Annotated in this window: 17 protein-coding genes and 1 other RNA gene; 11 read left to right on the top strand and 7 right to left on the bottom strand. The window is 72.5% G+C overall.

The window, feature by feature from the left end:
- Positions 1-59 precede the first annotated feature (59 nt).
- The 5 genes from BLT52_RS18775 (at position 60) to BLT52_RS18755 (ending at position 5,064) form a co-directional block, all read left to right on the top strand.
- Positions 60-2,360, top strand: a complete 2,301-nt coding sequence (locus tag BLT52_RS18775) for an MMPL family transporter (protein WP_172804079.1) — start codon at positions 60-62, stop codon at positions 2,358-2,360.
- Entirely contained in the window at positions 2,353-3,135 is a 783-nt protein-coding gene (locus BLT52_RS18770) for an LmeA family phospholipid-binding protein (protein ID WP_157677214.1), read from the top strand. Before BLT52_RS18775 ends, BLT52_RS18770 begins: the two co-directional genes overlap by 8 nt.
- A gap of 64 nt (positions 3,136-3,199) precedes the next feature.
- Positions 3,200-3,664, top strand: coding sequence for a YqaA family protein (locus tag BLT52_RS18765; protein WP_090595643.1), 465 nt, complete (start codon positions 3,200-3,202; stop codon positions 3,662-3,664).
- 69 nt (positions 3,665-3,733) lie between these two features.
- Positions 3,734-4,124, top strand: an RNA gene (rnpB, locus tag BLT52_RS18760) — RNase P RNA component class A.
- Between the two features lie 253 nt (positions 4,125-4,377).
- Positions 4,378-5,064 (top strand): ANTAR domain-containing protein, encoded by a 687-nt coding sequence (locus BLT52_RS18755; protein WP_172804078.1) that lies wholly within the window; start codon positions 4,378-4,380, stop codon positions 5,062-5,064.
- A gap of 241 nt (positions 5,065-5,305) precedes the next feature.
- Here BLT52_RS18755 and BLT52_RS18750 read toward each other — a convergent pair whose 3' ends face one another.
- Positions 5,306-5,947 (bottom strand): GNAT family N-acetyltransferase, encoded by a 642-nt coding sequence (locus BLT52_RS18750; protein ID WP_197679107.1) that lies wholly within the window; start codon positions 5,945-5,947, stop codon positions 5,306-5,308.
- Positions 5,948-6,056: 109 nt separating this feature from the next.
- Between BLT52_RS18750 and BLT52_RS18745 the strand changes: the two genes are divergently transcribed.
- The gene (locus BLT52_RS18745) at positions 6,057-6,326 is read left to right on the top strand and encodes a hypothetical protein (protein ID WP_090595639.1); all 270 of its coding nucleotides are present in this window, start codon (positions 6,057-6,059) and stop codon (positions 6,324-6,326) included.
- A 21-nt stretch (positions 6,327-6,347) separates the two neighbouring features.
- Here BLT52_RS18745 and map read toward each other — a convergent pair whose 3' ends face one another.
- Positions 6,348-7,196, bottom strand: a complete 849-nt coding sequence (gene map, locus BLT52_RS18740) for a type I methionyl aminopeptidase (RefSeq protein ID WP_090595637.1) — start codon at positions 7,194-7,196, stop codon at positions 6,348-6,350.
- A 95-nt stretch (positions 7,197-7,291) separates the two neighbouring features.
- Between map and BLT52_RS18735 the strand changes: the two genes are divergently transcribed.
- Complete coding sequence (locus BLT52_RS18735; RefSeq protein ID WP_090597103.1) at positions 7,292-7,474, top strand: hypothetical protein; 183 nt, start codon at positions 7,292-7,294, stop codon at positions 7,472-7,474.
- Positions 7,475-7,499: 25 nt separating this feature from the next.
- Complete coding sequence (gene rpiB / locus BLT52_RS18730) at positions 7,500-7,955, top strand: ribose 5-phosphate isomerase B (protein ID WP_090595636.1); 456 nt, start codon at positions 7,500-7,502, stop codon at positions 7,953-7,955.
- Positions 7,956-7,967: 12 nt separating this feature from the next.
- On the opposite strand, the gene BLT52_RS18725 is transcribed toward rpiB, so the two are convergent.
- Genes BLT52_RS18725 through BLT52_RS18710 form a run of 4 tightly spaced genes read right to left on the bottom strand, consistent with a single transcriptional unit; the run spans position 7,968 to position 11,920 of the window.
- Positions 7,968-8,948: a C-terminal binding protein gene (locus BLT52_RS18725; protein WP_090595634.1), complete on the bottom strand. Its 981-nt coding sequence runs from the start codon at positions 8,946-8,948 to the stop codon at positions 7,968-7,970.
- A gap of 16 nt (positions 8,949-8,964) precedes the next feature.
- Complete coding sequence (locus tag BLT52_RS18720; RefSeq protein WP_090595633.1) at positions 8,965-10,272, bottom strand: TRAP transporter large permease; 1,308 nt, start codon at positions 10,270-10,272, stop codon at positions 8,965-8,967.
- Position 10,273: 1 nt separating this feature from the next.
- Positions 10,274-10,813 carry a TRAP transporter small permease gene (locus BLT52_RS18715; RefSeq protein ID WP_090595631.1) on the bottom strand — a complete coding sequence of 180 codons (540 nt, stop codon included), beginning with the start codon at positions 10,811-10,813 and terminating at the stop codon, positions 10,274-10,276.
- 42 nt (positions 10,814-10,855) lie between these two features.
- Complete coding sequence (locus tag BLT52_RS18710; RefSeq protein WP_090595630.1) at positions 10,856-11,920, bottom strand: TRAP transporter substrate-binding protein; 1,065 nt, start codon at positions 11,918-11,920, stop codon at positions 10,856-10,858.
- Positions 11,921-12,137: 217 nt separating this feature from the next.
- Here BLT52_RS18710 and BLT52_RS18705 point away from each other — a divergent pair, with 217 nt between their 5' ends.
- The 3 genes from BLT52_RS18705 to BLT52_RS18695 all read left to right on the top strand — a co-directional run bounded on the left by BLT52_RS18705 (position 12,138) and on the right by BLT52_RS18695 (position 15,093).
- Entirely contained in the window at positions 12,138-13,100 is a 963-nt protein-coding gene (locus BLT52_RS18705; RefSeq protein ID WP_090595628.1) for an NAD(P)-dependent oxidoreductase, read from the top strand.
- A 147-nt stretch (positions 13,101-13,247) separates the two neighbouring features.
- Positions 13,248-14,021, top strand: a complete 774-nt coding sequence (locus BLT52_RS18700) for an SDR family oxidoreductase (protein WP_090595627.1) — start codon at positions 13,248-13,250, stop codon at positions 14,019-14,021.
- A gap of 55 nt (positions 14,022-14,076) precedes the next feature.
- A complete protein-coding gene (locus BLT52_RS18695; protein WP_090595625.1) occupies positions 14,077-15,093 on the top strand; it encodes an L-idonate 5-dehydrogenase in 1,017 nt (338 codons plus the stop codon).
- 6 nt (positions 15,094-15,099) lie between these two features.
- On the opposite strand, the gene BLT52_RS18690 is transcribed toward BLT52_RS18695, so the two are convergent.
- Positions 15,100-15,789, bottom strand: coding sequence for a FadR/GntR family transcriptional regulator (locus tag BLT52_RS18690; protein WP_090595624.1), 690 nt, complete (start codon positions 15,787-15,789; stop codon positions 15,100-15,102).
- Positions 15,790-15,794 lie beyond the last annotated feature (5 nt).

Raw genomic sequence — 15,794 nt, 5'->3', positions numbered from 1 at the left:
CTCAGGGACATACTAGGTCCGACGGTCAGGCGGGCCGTCGCCGGCTGAGAGGGGACGAGGTGCCAGCTCCCCGCGTCGGGTCGGCGGCCACCGCGGCGGTGGCCGGCGCGGCCCGGCTGTACCGGGCCACGGTGACCAGCGGGCGCTGGGTGGTGCTGCTGCTGTGGGTGCTCGCCGCCGCTGCGACCACGCTGGTGCCCTCGCCCCCGTCGGCCCCGGGAGGCGGTTTCGGGAACCTGCTGCCCCCCGGCAGCGCCGTGCTGGAGGTCGAGGAGCGGGTGCTGGAGCAGTTCCGGGTCCCGGTGCTGTCCGGCACCACGGTGGTGGTGCACCAGCCGGGAGGTCTCAGCGTGCTCACCCGGGCGGACTCCCTGCTCTGGGCGCTGAGCACCACCCAGGAGGTGCTCGAGTCTCCGGTCCCGCCGGGGCCCGGGCAGATCCAGGCCGCCATCCCGGTCCCGACCGGGCGTGCTGACACCACCGTCACCTACCTGTTCTTCACCGAGGGCACCGGCCTCACCCACTCCACGCTGCTGGCCCAGCAGTACGCCGCCCACTTCAACAACCAGGCCGGGGTGGGGTCCTACGTGACCGGCTTCGTGCCGGCCCAGGTGGCGCAGAACGACTACCTGCAGGCCCGGCTGCCCCTGTTCGAGGGCGCGAGCGTGCTGCTGATCCTGCTGGTGGTGGCGCTGGCCTTCCGGTCGCTGCTGGCCCCGCTGGTGGTCCTGGGGGTCGCCGGGGTCGGCTACCTCGTCTACTTCTCGCTGCTGGGGTCGGTGGCCACGGCGTTGGGCACCAGCGTGCCCGCTGAGCTGAAACCGGTCCTGGTGGCCCTGCTGCTGGGGGTGGTGACGGACTACTGCGTGCTGTTCTTCGCCTCCTTCCGCGACGAGCTGGACGCCGGTGAGTCGAACGTGACGGCGGCCCGACGGTCCCTGCGGCGCGACGGTCCGGTCGTCGCCATGGCCGGGCTCACGGTGGCCGGTGGCACGATCGCCCTGCTGGCGGCGCCGTTCGAGATCTTCCGCGCCCTCGGTCCGGCGCTGGCCCTGACCGTGCTGGTGGGCCTGGCGGTCAGCCTGACCCTCACCCCGGCCCTGATGACCGTCCTCGGCTGGCGCCTGTTCACCGTGCTGCCGGTGCGGACGTCGCGACGGGCCCCCTCCCTGGTCCCGGCCGAGCACGCCGCCCGACGCCACGGGCGGCTGACCCGGCTGGTCACCGTGCTGACCCGCCGGCGGCCCGCGGTGGCGGCGACCGTCCTGGTGGTCGGGCTGCTCGCGCTGGCGAGCCTGCCGGCCTCGCAGGCCCGCCTCGACCTCTCCTTCACCGCCGGGCTGCCCGACCGTGACAGCGTCGCCGAGGGGGCTGCCCTCCTCCAGCAGTCCGGGCTCCGCGGGTTGTCGGCTCCCACCGAGGTGCTGATCGAGCAGTCCGACGTCATCGCCCAGCGTCCCGAGCTCGCCCGGCTCCAGGACCTGCTCGCCAGCCAGCCCGGGGTGGTGCGGGTGCTGGGGCCGGCGGACTCGCCGCTGGAGGGGGGACGGGGAGTGGTCCTCGCCGCCAGCGGTGACGCCGCCCGCTACCTGGTCGTCTTCGGCAGCGACCCGCTGGCCGCCCAGGCCATCGACGACGCACGTGCCATGCAGGAGCGGCTGCCGGTTCTCGTCGAGGAGGCCGGACTCGGCGGGGCGGCCGCGGCGATGACCGGTCAGACGCTGATCGCGGCGGAGGTGGCCGAGCTCACCCGGACGAGCCTGGAGCTGACGGTGGTCGTCGCGCTGCTGATCGAGCTGCTGCTGCTGGCCCTCTACCTCCGCGCCGTGGTGGCCCCGGTCGTCCTGCTGGCCAGCACCGTGCTGAGCGTGGCGGCCGCGCTGGGGCTGACCACCCTGCTCTTCCAGGGCCTGCTGGGGGAGCAGGGGCTGACCTTCTACGCCCCGTTCGCCGTCACCGTGCTGCTGATCGCCCTCGGCTCGGACTACAACGTGTTCTCCGTCGGCGGCATCTGGGCCGAGGCCCGCCGGCGACCCCTGCGCGAGGCCCTCACCGTCGCCGTGCCACGCTCCTCCCACGCCATCACCACGGCCGGGGCCATCCTGGCCGCGACCTTCGCCCTGGTGGCCATCATCCCGCTGTCCACCTTCCGCCAGATCGCCTTCGCGATGGCGGTCGGGCTGCTGCTGGACACGTTCGTGCTCCGCCCCGTCCTGACCCCGGCCGTCCTCACCCTGCTGGGACGTGCGGCCGGGTGGCCGGGCCACCGCATCACCGTGGCGAGCGCCGCCCCGGCCGGCACCGGCACGGAGCCGGGACCGACCACCGAGCCCAGCACCCAGGAGCCGCGACGTGACTGACCCCACCGGCACCACCGGCACCACCGTCACCCCCGGCCGAGGAGGGGGGCGCTCGTCCCGGGTGCCCTACCGCACGGTCGTCGAGGTGGTCGCGGTGGTGCTGGGGCTGGTCGGTCTGCTGTGGGGCGCCGACGCGCTCGCGCGGGCCGGGGCGGAGAGCCTGATCGCCCGCAACGTCCAGGACGCGACCGGGGTCGCTGAGAGCCCCGAGGTGGAGGTCCACGGCGCCTTCTTCCTGCCCCAGGTGATCCGGGGGGCCTACAGCTCGGTGGACGTGACCGCCCGTGGCGTCACCAACGGCCCGCTGCGGCTCGAGCGCGTCCAGTCCCACCTCGTCGACGTCCGGGTGCCCTTCCGCGACGTGCTGCTCCAGGACGTCCGGCGGATCGGCATCGGCCGTGCCGAGGGACAGGTCACGCTCACCTACGCCGACGTGAACAGCTACCTGGAGCGCACCGGGAGGCCGCTGACCCTGACCCCGCTCGAGGACGGCGAGCTGCGGCTGGCCGGTGAGGTGGACCTGCTCACCCAGCAGGTCGACGTCAGCGCGGTCGTGCGCCTGTCCGCCGCCGAGGGCGGGCTGCGGGTCAGCCCCGTCGCGATCCAGGGCGGGCAGGGGCTGGACGAGGTGAGCCGGCTGCTGCTGGGTGAGCGGCTGGGGTTCACCGTCCCGCTGGACACCCTGCCCTTCGGACTGGGGCTCACCGAGGTGTCCCCGGGTCCCGACGGGGTCCTGGTCGACGTGCGGGGGAGCAGGATCGTGCTGGGACCCTGAGCGGGGGTCGTGGACGTCGACGTCACCGAGGAGGGTCCCCGGGGCCGGGAGGAGAGGAGCAGCCGTGTGGGTGGTCCTCAGCCTGCTCGGCGTCGCCTTCGTCTCGGCCTTCCTGCCGGTGTTCAACATCGAGACCTACGTGGTGGTGGTGTCCGCCTCGGGGGAGCTGTCGCCGCTCGTCGTGGCGGTGACGGCGGCGGTCGGCCAGGTCGGCGGCAAGCTGCTGTGGTACGAGGTGGGACGCACCTCGACCCGGTGGCCGTGGCTGCAGCGCAAGCTGGCCCGTCCCTCGATCAGCACCCGGCTGGACCGCTGGGCGGTGTGGGTCACCCGGCACCCGCGCTGGACCGTGCTGGTGCTGCTCACCTCCGCCTCCGCCGGGCTGCCGCCGTTCATGATCATCTCCGTCGTGGCCGGGCGGCTGCGGGTGTCGCTGCCGCTGTTCGTGGTCACCGCCCTGGTCGGCCGCTTCCTCCGCTTCCTGCTGGCCTCGGGCCTGGTGGAGCAGCTGGCGCCCCGGTTCGCCTGACCATCCTGCGTCCCGGCGTCCGGCTCCGGTGGCGGGACCGGGCGGCGGCGACGCTACGATGAGCCCGGACGAGCCGACCGGGTGACCGCGGCACCGACGGGCCCAGGCCTGCCGGTGTCGAGGAAAGTCCGGACTCCGAAGAGCAAGGTGGTGGGTAACACCCACCCGGGGCGACCCGCGGGACAGTGCCACAGAGAACAGACCGCCCCTCCGCGAGGAGGGGTGAGGGTGAAACGGTGGTGTAAGAGACCACCAGCACCCCAGGTGACTGGGGTGGCTCGGTAAACCCCACCTGGAGCAAGGCCAAGAAGACCGTGCGTGCACGGTCGCGGGAGCGTCCGAGGGCTGCTCGCCCGAGCTCCCGGGTAGGCCGCACCAGGCCGCTGGTGACAGCGGTCGCAGATGGATGGTCACCGGCCCTCCGGGGTCACAGAATCCGGCTTACAGGTCGGCTCGTCCACCCATCCGTGTGCTCCACGGGCGTCCGGCGTCGTCAGGGCCGTGTCACGCAGACGAAGTGGGCAGCAGCGGAGCCAGGGGCTGGATGGTGGCGCGGTGGACGGCGTCCTCGGCGTCCGGGTCCTCCGCCGGGTCGACGGTGACGGTGTGCTCCTCGTCCGGTGCTCCTCTGCGCGATGATGGGTGGCGCCGCTCACGAGGCCTTGCTGGTGCTCGGGGACAGCAGCTCGACGAACGGCAGGAGGAGCAACTTGATGCTGGACTACGAAGCGGTCTTCGACGCCACACCGACGCCCTACCTCGTGCTCAGCCCCGACCTGGTGATCGTGGGCATGAACCGGGCCCGCGAGGAGGTGACGCAGCTGCGACGTGAGGACGTGGTGGGCCGTGGCCTCTTCGAGATGTTCCCCGACCCCCCCGACGACGAGACCGCGACCGGGGTGAGCAACCTGCACGCCTCCCTGCTGCGGGTGCTCGCCACCAAGCAGACGGACACGATGCCCGTGCAGAAGTACGCCCTCCACGATCCCGAGAGCGGCACCTGGACCGAGCGGTGGTGGAGCCCGGTCAACGTGCCCGTGCTGGACGACGACGGCGAGGTGACGCTGCTGCTCCACCGGGTCACCGAGGTGACCGCCTGGATGCTCTCCCGCGCCGAGCAGCAGCAAGCCATGGAGCTGACGCTGCACGACGCCGACAGCGACCTCTACGCTCGCGCACAAGAGCTCCACCGCGCCTGGATGCAGGCCAGCGCGGACATGGAGCACTTCCGCCAGGGCATGCTGTCCCAGCGCATCAACGGTCAGGCGGTCGGGCTGCTGATGGCGAAGCTGAACACCGACGCAGACCGTGCGTTCGCGCTCCTCGTCCAGGAGTCGCAGCACCGCAACATCAAGCTGCGCGACCTGGCGGAGGAGGTCGTGGCCCGGCACGGCACGTAGCCGCGCACCGCTGGCCAGGCGTCCCGGACGGCCTCGGGCGGCTGCCGGGGGCTCCCCGCGGCCTTCGGGGACCCCGGGGGGAGCCCGGCCGGCTGTCTGCTCAACCCGTCGAACTCCCCGGAGACGGCCATGCTGACGCGTCTCCACCTCCATGTGTACCCGCTCCGGCAGCGCGGGACCGGGAAGGCGGCTGGGACGAAGGACGTCCTGCCCGGCCACCACGCCGCCGCCCCCCACCGGGTCACGGTGCCGGGCGCACCGTCCGACGGACGAGCCAGGCCCACTTCCCGAGCTGGCGGACGCGCTCGAAGCCCTGCTCCTCGAACAGCTCCACCGACGCCTGGAACAGGAACCGCCCGTGGGCGACGCGGCCGCTGGTGACCTCGGGGACGGCCTCGACGGTGCCCCCGCCGGCGTCCCGGATCAGGTCGAGCGCACCGGCGAGGGCAGCCCGGGCGATCCCCTCGCGGCGGTGCCGGGTGTCGGTGTAGAAGCAGGGGATGCGCCAGTCCGGACGCTCGGTCGGCTCCTTCTCGTAGGCCCGGCGGTGCTGGGCGTAGAGGGGGAGCTCGTCGGTCCGCCCGTACTTGGCCCACCCCTGGGCGAGCCCGTCCTCGTCGAGCACGAGGGCGGCGTGGGCCCGACCGCTGCGGACCAGCGCCTCCTTGGCCGCACGCTTGTCGATGCCGCGGACGTGGTGGTACGAGCCGCCGTCGGGGGTCTGGTGGTGACCCATGCACCAGCAGCCGCCGAAGACGCCGCCGTTGCGTTCCACCAGCTCGGCGAAGACGTCCCAGGTGCGGCTGTCCAGCGGGCGGGTGGTGTACACCGGCGTCCTCGCGGGAGCCCCCGGCGGGTGGCCGGTGCCGTCGTCGATGCCCATGAGTGCCCTCCCACGACCCGGTGCCTGCTGCTGGGACCAGACCACCACGGGCGCCCGCTCCCGCACCAGCCCCACGCGGGTTGTCACACCGCCCTGCCACGCTGTCGCCATGGCTCGAGGGGGGTACGGACGCGGCGCCGGCATCGCCCTGCAGGAGCGCCGCCTGGTCGGCGCGGGCCAGGACCGGGAGCCGGCCGGCTCCCTCCGACGCCCGCGGGTGCGGCACTGCTGGGTGCAGCACGCCGGCGGGGAGTGGCCCGGGCTGGTGGTGCAGTGGCGCCAGGACGACAGCGGCTGGTGCGCGCTGGTCTCCTGGGTCGAGGACGCCGACGCCCTGCGGGTGGAGTGGGTGCCCGCGCACCGGCTCCGACGGGCCTGACCCGACCGGGCCCGCCCCGGCTCAGGGGGTGGTCAGCACCTCGGCGCCGGTGGTGGTGACCACGATGCTCTGCTCGAACTGCGCCACCCGGCTGCCGTCGGTGGTCACCACCGTCCAGCCGTCGTCCCACAGGCTCCACTCGTGGGTGCCGAGGGTGATCATCGGCTCGATGGTGAAGGTCATCCCCGGCTGCATCACGGTGTCGTAGCGGGGCTCGTCGTAGTGCGGGATCACCAGCCCCGAGTGGAAGGCGGTGTGCACCCCGTGACCGGTGTAGTCCCGCACCACGCCGTAGCCGAACCGCCGGGCGTAGGACTCGATCACCCGGCCGATCACGTTCACCTGGCGGCCGGGGCGGACGGCCCTGATCGCCCGCTCCATCGCCTCCCGGGTGCGCTCGGCGAGCAGCCGGGACTCCTCGTCCACCTCGCCGCAGAAGTAGGTGGCGCAGTTGTCCCCGTGCACCCCGTCCAGGTAGGCGGTCAGGTCGATCTTGACCAGGTCCCCGTCCTCCAGCGGCCGGGCGTCGGGGATGCCGTGGCAGATCACCTCGTTGACCGAGGTGCACAGCGACTTGGGGAAGCCGCGGTAGCCCAGCGTCGAGGGGTAGGCGTGGTGGTCCAGCAGGTACTCGTGGCCGACCCGGTCGATCTCGTCGGTGGTCACACCGGGGGCGATCGCCTCGGCGGCCGCCGCCATCGCCCGGGCCGCGATCGCCCCGGCCGCCCGCATCTTCTCGATGGTCTCCGCGCTCTGCACGTGGCTGCCGGTGTAGGGCGCCGGCTCGGGACGGCCGACGTAGTCCGGGCGGGGGATGGAGCGGGGGACGCTGCGCACGGGCGAGACCGGGTAGGGCACGATGGCAGGCACGGACAGATGATAGTGCCGGCGCACGCCGGCCGGCGGTGACGACGGGGCCCCGACCAGGCCCCTCCCGCATCGCCGCGGAGCAGGAGGAGACGCAGATGGCTGCTGGCCCGTACTACTGGTGCCTGGACCACAAGGCCGTGGAGGAGCGCGAGGGGTGCAGGAGCCTTGACCGCCTCGGGCCCTACCCCAGCCGCGCCGACGCCGAGCAGGCCATGGAGAAGGTGGCCCAGCGCAACGAGCAGTGGGACAACGACCCACGCTGGAACGACGAGCGCTGACCGTGGGGTCGGGGGAGGAGGACGCATGAGGATCGCCATCGGCTCCGACGGCTCCGGGCGCGCGCTCAAGGACGCGGTGGCCGAGCACCTGGGCGCGGCCGGCCACGAGGTGGTCGACGTCGGCTGGGACGGCACCGGGCAGGCAGAGTACTCCGCCCGCTACGCCACCCAGGTCGCCCACCTGATCCGCGACGGGGAGGCCGACCGCGGCGTCCTGGTCTGCGGCACCGGCATCGGCATCTCGATCTCGGCCAACAAGGTCCGCGGCATCCGCGCGGCCGTCTGCTCCGAGCCGTTCACCGCCCGCCACACCCGGGAGCACAACGGGTCCCAGATCATCGCCTTCGGCGCCTTCGTGGTGGCGCCGCAGATGGCGCTGGCCATCACCGACGCCTTCCTCGGCGCGGAGTTCAAGGGCGGGGTCTACCAGGACCGCTTCGACATCATCACCGGGATCGAGGACGAGGAGGCCGGCTGCTGAGCCCCGCGGGGGTCAGGGCCGCCGGCCCGCCTCCAGCACCTCGGTGTTGAGCACGTCACGAGGCTCCCCGCGCAGCACGTCGACCGCGTTCTGGGCGGTGCGCCGCTTGAGCTCGCCGTAGGACTCCTCGCTGTAGAAGGCGGTGTGCGGGGTCAGGATCACGTTGTCCAGGCCGGTCAGCGGGTGGTCGGTGGCGACCGGCTCCTCCTCGAGGACGTCCAGACCGGCCCCGTGCAGCTGCCCGGAGGACAGCGCCTCCACCAGGGCGTCGGTGTCGACCACCCCGCCGCGGGAGGTGTTGACCAGCACGGCGCCCCGCTTCATGGCCGCGAACGCCCCGGCGTCGAGAAGGTGGTGGGTGTCGGCCACCAGCGGGGTGTGCACGGAGACCACGTCGGACTCGGCGAGCAGCTGCTCCAGGGCGACCACCGGCCAGCCCTCGGCCGTGCTGCTGCCCTCGGTCAGGCGCGCGTCGTGCACGAGCACCCGGAAGCCGAGGGCGGCGGCCTTCCGGGCGGTCGCCGCACCGATCCGGCCGCACCCGAGCACGCCGAGCACCTGGCTGGAGAACTGCCGGATCGGCAGCACCGAGGACGACCCCAGGTCGTACCGGCCGGCCCGGACACCCCGGTCCAGCGCCCCGAGGCCACGGATGGTGGCGACGACCAGGGCGATCGCGTGGTCCGAGACCGCCTCGGTGCCGTAGTCCGGGACGTTGCAGACCGCCACCCCGAGCTCGGTGGCGGCGGCGACGTCGACGGTGTCCACGCCCACGCCGTAGCGGCTGACCACCCGGACCTCGGGCAGCGCCTCCAGCACCTCGCGGGTGATCGAGGCGTACTGCACCAGCAGGGCGTCGGCCCCCTCGGCGCCCGCGACCACGTCCTCCGCGGCGGTGGTCTGGTTGAGCACGAGCTCACCGCCGGCGTCGGCCACCACCTGCCGCTCGAGGTCGACGGAGGCGTGGTCGCAGTCGGTGACGACGATGCGCACAGGAGGTCCCTTCGGGTCAGAGGAGTCCGAGGACACCGGGCAGCCACAGCGACAGCGCGGGCACGAACTGGATGATGATGAGCATCACGACGAGGGAGGCGTAGAACCACAGCAGCGGCTTGAACACCCGTTCGACCTGGACCCCGGCCACCTTGGCCCCGACGAACAGCACCGGTGCCGAGGGTGGGCTGATCACCGCGATGCACATGTTGAACACGATGATGATGCCGAAGTGGATCGGGTCGATGTCGTAGGCCTGCACCGCGATCGGCAGGAAGATCGGGGTGAAGATCAGCACCGCCGGGGTGGCGTCGAGGGGGATGCCGATGATCAGCAGCAGCACCATCATGATGAGCAGGAAGACGATCTTGGAGTCGGTGATCGTCGTCATCCACTCCCCGATGAGCTGCGGCACCCGGGCGTAGGTCATCGCGAAGGAGAGGATCGAGGACAGCCCGATCAGGAAGATGACCACCGAGGACGTCCGCGTGGAGGCCAGCAGGATCGAGTAGAAGTCCTTGACCTTGACGGTGCCGTAGGCCATCGAGAGCGCGGTCGCCACCACCACCGAGACCGCGGCGCCCTCGGTGGGGGTGAAGAAGCCGAAGACGATGCCGCCGACGACGATGACCACCATGGACAGCGACGGCAGGGCCCGCCCGAGCACCGTCAGGAAGACCGGGAACGTGGGGAAGCCGGCACCGGCCAGCGCCGGGCGCTTGCGGGCGTACAGCCAGATGACCACGGCGCAGGCGAGGCCCCACAGGATGCCGGGGATGTAGCCCGCCACGAACAGGGCGCCGACCGAGGTCTGGGAGACCAGGGCGTAGACGATGAGGGTGTTGGACGGGGGGATCAGCATGCCCGAGGGTGCGGAGGCCACGTTGGCGGCGGCGGCCCAGGGCATGTCGTAGCCGTCCTTGCGCTGCTGCGGGGCCATCGCGGAGCCGACCGCGGCCGCACCGGCCAGGGCGGAGCCGGAGACGGAGCCGAAGAGCATGTTGGCGACCAGGTTGGTCTGGGCCAGCGCCCCCGGTGTCCGGCCGGTCATGGCCTTGGCCAGGTCGATCAGCCGTCCCGCGATGCCCCCGCTGTTCATGATCGTGCCGGCCAGCACGAACAGCGGGATGGCCAGCAGGGCGAAGGAGTCGATGCCGTTGTAGATCTTCTGGGCGCTGGTGTAGATGCCCTGCTCGTTGCTCTGCAGCAGCACCAGGCAGATCGCCGCCGGCAGCCCGATGGAGACCGAGACCGAGACTCCGATGGCCATCAGGCCGAACATGCCGATCACCATGATCAGGGTGACCAGGAGCGCGTCGTCCACGTCAGATCCCTTCCTCGTTCAGCCGACCGAGGTCGATGTCGTCGTCGGCCCGGGCGACGACGGCCTCGTCGGAGGCCCGCAGCAGGTCGATCACGTGCAGCACGCTGTAGACCAGGATCAGGGCGCCCGCGATCGGGATCACCAGGAACGTCTGCCCCTGGGTGACCGGCAGCAGCTGCACCGTGTCCTCCCAGCCGGCCAGGACGTTGCGCATGCCGCCCCAGATCATCACCCACACGGCGAAGAGCGCCACGATCGCGTGGGCCAGCAGGGACACCGCCTTGACGCCCCCGACCGGCATCTTGCGCACCAGCCAGTCGATCGCGACGTCCTCCTTCTCACCGATCACGTAGGCGGCCCCGATCACCGCCTGCCAGATGAACACCACCCGGGCGCTCACCTCGGTCCAGGGGAGCGAGACGTCGAGGAACCGCACCACGACCTGGGTCAGCACCAGCAGCACCAGGAGCGCGAAGAGGATGACGCAGAACCAGCGCAGGGACGCGTTGAGGCCCTTGTGGAACGAGTCGACGGCTCTCACGGCAGGTTCGCCCTTTCTCGAGGTCGGAGCCCGGGTCGACGGTCAGCTCTCGGCGGGGTACTGCTCGTTGTACTGCTGCACCGCGTCGTAGAGACCCTGCTTGACGTCGTTGTCGATCGACTCCTCCACCAGGGGGGCGACCCGCTGGCGGAAGGCCTCGACGTCCACGTCCTCGTTGAACTCCGCGCCGTTCTCCTCCGAGGCGGCCCGCGAGGTCTCGATGAACTCGAAGAACCCGGTGTTGGCGTCCTCGACCAGGGCGGGGACCAGCTCGGTGAACGCCGCCCGGTCCTCCTCGCTCATCTGGGCGAGCACGTCGGTGTTCATCAGCAGGTAGTCCGGGATCATCAGGTGCTCGGTGTAGGAGTAGTACTTGGCGACCTCGTCGTGCTTGAGGGAGTTGTACACCGTCTCGTTGTTCTCCGCGCCCTCCAGCACGCCGGACTGGAGCGCGGTGTAGACCTCGCCCTGGCCCATCGGGGAGGCGACGCCACCCATCGCCTCGATCATCGCCACCTGGGAGTCCGACTGCTGCACCCGGAGCCGGAGGCCCGCGAGGTCCTCGGGCGTCCTGACGGGTCGCTCGTTGTTGTAGACGTTGCGGACGCCGGCGAAGAGGCCCGCGACCACGGTGATGTTCTTGGACTCCTCGATCGAGGCGAACAGCTCACCGGTCGCCGCGGTGTCGGCGAAGACCGCGGCCTGGGCCTCCTGGGAGGCGAACATGTAGGGCAGGTTGAACACGACGAAGTCGGGGTTGAAGGACTCCATCAGCGGCCCGCCGATCAGCATCATCTCGACGCTGCCCTCGGAGACGTTGTTGACCACGTCGGACTGGGTGCCCAGCAGCTCGTTGGCGTAGACCTCGATGCCGTAGCGGCCGTCGGTCGCCTCGTACAGGTCCTCGCCCATCTGCATGGCGGCCTTGTACTGCGGGTGCTCCTCGGTCTGGTTGAACGCGAGCCGGAAAACGGTCTCGGCGCTGCCGCCGCCACCGCCGCCCTCGGCGCCACCGCCCTCGATGCCCCCGCCGGAGCCGCAGGCGGCCAGACCGAGCGTGATGGTGAGGGTGGCGGCCACCCCTGCTAGGACCCTCTTGCGTGACATGACAGACCTCTTCGTCCGTGGGGAGTGCACCGGTGTCGACCGGGACGCCGGAGCGTCCCGGGCAGCCAGGTGACGGGCACCTGGCGACCCGCGCTGATCAATGATCATATCAATGCGGGTGGATCAGTGGTATCAAAGTGCCACCCGGTTGCGCAAGTTCCCGGTTGCCGCGCCCGGGGAGGGTAACGACCCGCCGAGCTGAGGAGAGGACGACAGGATGACGGACGCAGGGAGCCGCCAGGACGAGAGGGCCGACGGCCTCCCGGGTGCTGGCTGCCGGGTCGGGGTGATCGGGCTCGGCGTCATGGGTGCCCCGATGGCCGGTCACGTCCGTGCCGCCGGCTTCGCCACCACCGTGTGGGCCCGCCGACCGGCCGGCACCGAGGGGCTGGCCCGGGCGGGTGCTGCGGTGGCCGCCACGCCGGCCGCCCTCGCCGCGGTCAGCGACGTGGTGCTGCTGGTGCTGCCGGGCGTGCCGGAGATCGACGCCGTCCTCGACGGTGCCGACGGCCTGCTCGCCGCCGGTCCGCCCGGGTCGGAGGACCGGGCGTCGGGAGGGGACAGGGTGCTCGTGGTCTGCTCGACGGTCTCCGCCCGCGACGTCGAGGAGCTGGCGGCCCGTCCGGCGCTCCGGGCTGCCGGGTGGCGGGTGGTGGACGCGCCGGTCTCCGGCGGCGTCCACGGCGCCGAGGCCGGGACCCTCGCCGTCTTCGTCGGTGGGGCGCCCGAGGACGTGGAGGTCGTGCTCCCGGTGCTGCGCGCCACCGGTGCCCCGGTGCACCTCGGCCCGCTCGGTGCGGGCCAGGTGGCCAAGGCCTGCAACCAGGTCGTGGTGGCGGCCACGGTCACCGCGCTCGGTGAGGCGGCGGTCCTCGCGGAGCGGTCCGGCCTGGACGTCGCGGCCCTGTTCGACGTGCTCGGCGGCGGGTACGCCGGTTCGCGGCTGCTCGAGGTCAAGAAGGAGCGCTTCGCGGCGCACGACCACTCGCCCTCGGGTGCGGCGAGGTACATGATCAAGGACCTTCGCGCGGCCCTGGACCAGGCAGGCCGTTCCGGCACCACACTGCCCCTGACCGCCGGCCTGCTGAGCACCTTCACCGCGCTGACGGACGCGGGGCTCGGCGACCTCGACACGGCCGTCGTGCAGGCCTGGATCGAGCGCGGCTCCGGCGCGGGGTAGCGGTCACCCGAGCGGGATCCCGAACCCCGCACGACCGGACCGTTGCCGTACCGTCGAGCCATTGGTAATATCTTTGCCACCACACGAGCCGCACCGATGCGGCACGCGAACCGGCAGCTCCCTGCCGTGCACCAGGAAGGTGGGTCGATGACGACGCCCCTGTTCGACCTCTCCGGCCGGCTCGCCCTCGTGACCGGCTCCGCCCGCGGCCTCGGTCACGCACTGGCCCTCGGTCTGGCCCAGGCCGGCGCCGACGTCGTGGTGCACGGACGCGACGAGACCGCCACCGCCGAGGCGGCCGCCCGCATCGCCACCGGGACCGGGGTGACCACGCACCCGGTCTGCTTCGACGTGACCGACGCCGACGCCGTCCGCGAGCAGCTGGGCGCGCTGATCGAGCGGGTCGGCGTCCCCGACGTGCTGGTCAACAACGCCGGCATGCAGCACCGGGCGCCCTTCAACGAGTTCCCGACCGGGCAGTGGGACCGGCTGATCAGCACCAACCTGTCCTCGGTCTTCTACGTCTCCCAGCCGGTCACCGCCGCCATGGCCGAGCGGGGCACCGGCGGCAAGGTGATCAACATCGGCTCGGCGATGTCGGCCCTGGCCCGGCAGAGCATCGCCCCGTACACCGCCTCCAAGGGCGGGGTGGCGATGCTGACCAAGGGGATGGCCGCCGACCTGGCCCGCTTCGACATCCAGGTCAACGCCATCTCCCCGGGCTACTTCGCCTCGGAGATGAACAAGGACCTGTGGAGCGACCCCGAGTTCGACGGCTGGCTGAAGGCCCGCACGCCGGCCGGGCGCTGGGGCCGGTTCGAGGAGCTGGTCGGCGCCGCGGTGTTCCTCTCCTCCCCGGCCTCCTCCTTCGTCTCCGGCCAGAACCTCCACGTCGACGGTGGACTCACCTCCGTCGTCTGACTCGTCCCCACCCGGCCGACCCCGGCCCCCGCCCCCAGGCAGCAGAGGAAGACCCGTGCGCGCACTCACCATCCACGGCAAGCAGGACCTACGGCTGGAGGACCACCCGGTGCCCGAGCCGGGTCCCGGGCAGGTCCGGGTCGCGGTCGCCTACGTGGGCATCTGCGGCTCGGACCTGCACTACCACCACGACGGCGCCAACGGGGCCTTCGTGATCACCGAGCCGCTGGTGCCCGGTCACGAGCTCTCCGGCACCGTCGACCTCGACCCGAGCGGCCGGCTGGCGGTGGGCACCCCGGTGACCGTGCACCCGGCGAGGTTCGGCACCCCGGTGCCCGGTCTGGAGGACGCGCGGCACCTGTGGCCGGGTGGCTCCTACCTCGGTTCGGCCTCCACCCAGCCGCACACCCAGGGCGGTCTGGCCGAGTACCTCGTGGTGGACACCGAGATGCTCAGGGAGCTGCCGGCGGACCTGCCGCTGACCCGGGCGGCCCTGGCCGAGCCGCTCGCCGTCGGCCTGCACGGGATCACCCGGGCCGGTGGCGTCGCCGGTGCCCGGGTGCTGGTGAGCGGGGCCGGGCCGATCGGGCTGCTGACCGCCTTCGCGGCCAGGGCGCTGGGTGCGTCCCGGGTGAGCGTCTGCGACGTGGTGCCCGAGCCGCTGGCCCGTGCCACCGCGCTGGGGGTGGACGAGACGATCCTGCTCGGCAGCGCGGAGGTGCCGGGCGACGCCTACGACGTGGTCTTCGAGTGCGCCGGCGTGCCCGCCTCGATCTCCACCGCCATCGCCGCGGTGCGTCCGCGCGGGGTCGTCGCGCAGGTCGGGATGCTGCCCAACACGGCGGTGCCGGTGCTGCTGGCGCCGCTGATCGCCAAGGAGGCCCGCTTGGTCGGCTCCTTCCGCTTCGACGACGAGATCGGCGAGGCCGTCCGGCTGCTGCAGGCCGACCCCGCGGTCGAGGCCGTCATCACCCACGTGTTCGCGAGCCAGGACGCCGACGAGGCCTTCACCACCGCCCGGGACAGCCGGGCCTCGGGCAAGGTGCTGATCGGGCTGCGCCCCACCGGCTGAGCCGTCTCAGTCCAGCTCGTCGCGGACCAGCGCGAGCATGGTGCGGGAGGCCTCCTCGGCCTGCGCCGCGTCGCCCCCGGCGACCGCCCGGGCGGCCCGGACGTGGCAGGCGAGGGCCTGCGGGTCGGGGTGGGCCGGGGTCAGGCCCAGGTGGCTGCGACCGGTCAGCACCTCGGTCACCGCGGGTTCCAGGGCCACCAGCAGCGGGTTCGCGCTGGCCCGCAGCAGGGTCACGTGGAACTCGACGTCGACGACCAGGTACTCCTCGGAGTCCCCGCGCCCGGCCTCGCCGATGGCGCTGAGACGCCCGACCAGGTCCAGCAGGTGCTCGCGCTGGGCGGGGGTGGCGTGCTGGGCGGCCAGCCGGGTGGCCACGGGTTCGACGGCGATGCGGAGGTCCATCAGGGCACGCAGCTGGGCGTCGCGGCCGGGCCCGGCGAGGTTCCACCGGATCACCTGCGGGTCCAGCACGTCCCAGTCCCCGGCGGGGGAGACGATCAGCCCCACCCGGCGGCGGGCGGTGATCAGCCCGAGGGCCTCCAGCGCCCGCATCGCCTCCCTGGCCACGGTGCGGGAGACGCCGAACTCCTCCTGCAGCGCGGCCAGCGACATCACCTCGCGCGGCCCGATGCCGCCGCCGACGATGCGGCGGCCGACCACGTCGACCATCTCTTCGTACATCGAGGCCTTGGCCATCGTCG

Source organism: Auraticoccus monumenti, from assembly GCF_900101785.1.
In the GTDB taxonomy this organism is placed as follows: Bacteria; Actinomycetota; Actinomycetes; order Propionibacteriales; family Propionibacteriaceae; genus Auraticoccus; species Auraticoccus monumenti.
This window is presented reverse-complemented; position numbering and strand designations above follow the sequence as displayed.

Coding starts and splice junctions, on each gene's coding strand:
- BLT52_RS18755 (WP_172804078.1), top strand. CDS start 4,378: ATGCTGGACTACGAAGCGGTCTTCGACGCCACACCGACGCCCTACCTC.
- BLT52_RS18750 (WP_197679107.1), bottom strand. CDS start 5,947: ATGGGCATCGACGACGGCACCGGCCACCCGCCGGGGGCTCCCGCGAGG.
- BLT52_RS18745 (WP_090595639.1), top strand. CDS start 6,057: ATGGCTCGAGGGGGGTACGGACGCGGCGCCGGCATCGCCCTGCAGGAG.
- BLT52_RS18735 (WP_090597103.1), top strand. CDS start 7,292: ATGGCTGCTGGCCCGTACTACTGGTGCCTGGACCACAAGGCCGTGGAG.
- rpiB (WP_090595636.1), top strand. CDS start 7,500: ATGAGGATCGCCATCGGCTCCGACGGCTCCGGGCGCGCGCTCAAGGAC.
- BLT52_RS18710 (WP_090595630.1), bottom strand. CDS start 11,920: ATGTCACGCAAGAGGGTCCTAGCAGGGGTGGCCGCCACCCTCACCATC.
- BLT52_RS18705 (WP_090595628.1), top strand. CDS start 12,138: ATGACGGACGCAGGGAGCCGCCAGGACGAGAGGGCCGACGGCCTCCCG.
- BLT52_RS18700 (WP_090595627.1), top strand. CDS start 13,248: ATGACGACGCCCCTGTTCGACCTCTCCGGCCGGCTCGCCCTCGTGACC.
- BLT52_RS18690 (WP_090595624.1), bottom strand. CDS start 15,789: ATGGCCAAGGCCTCGATGTACGAAGAGATGGTCGACGTGGTCGGCCGC.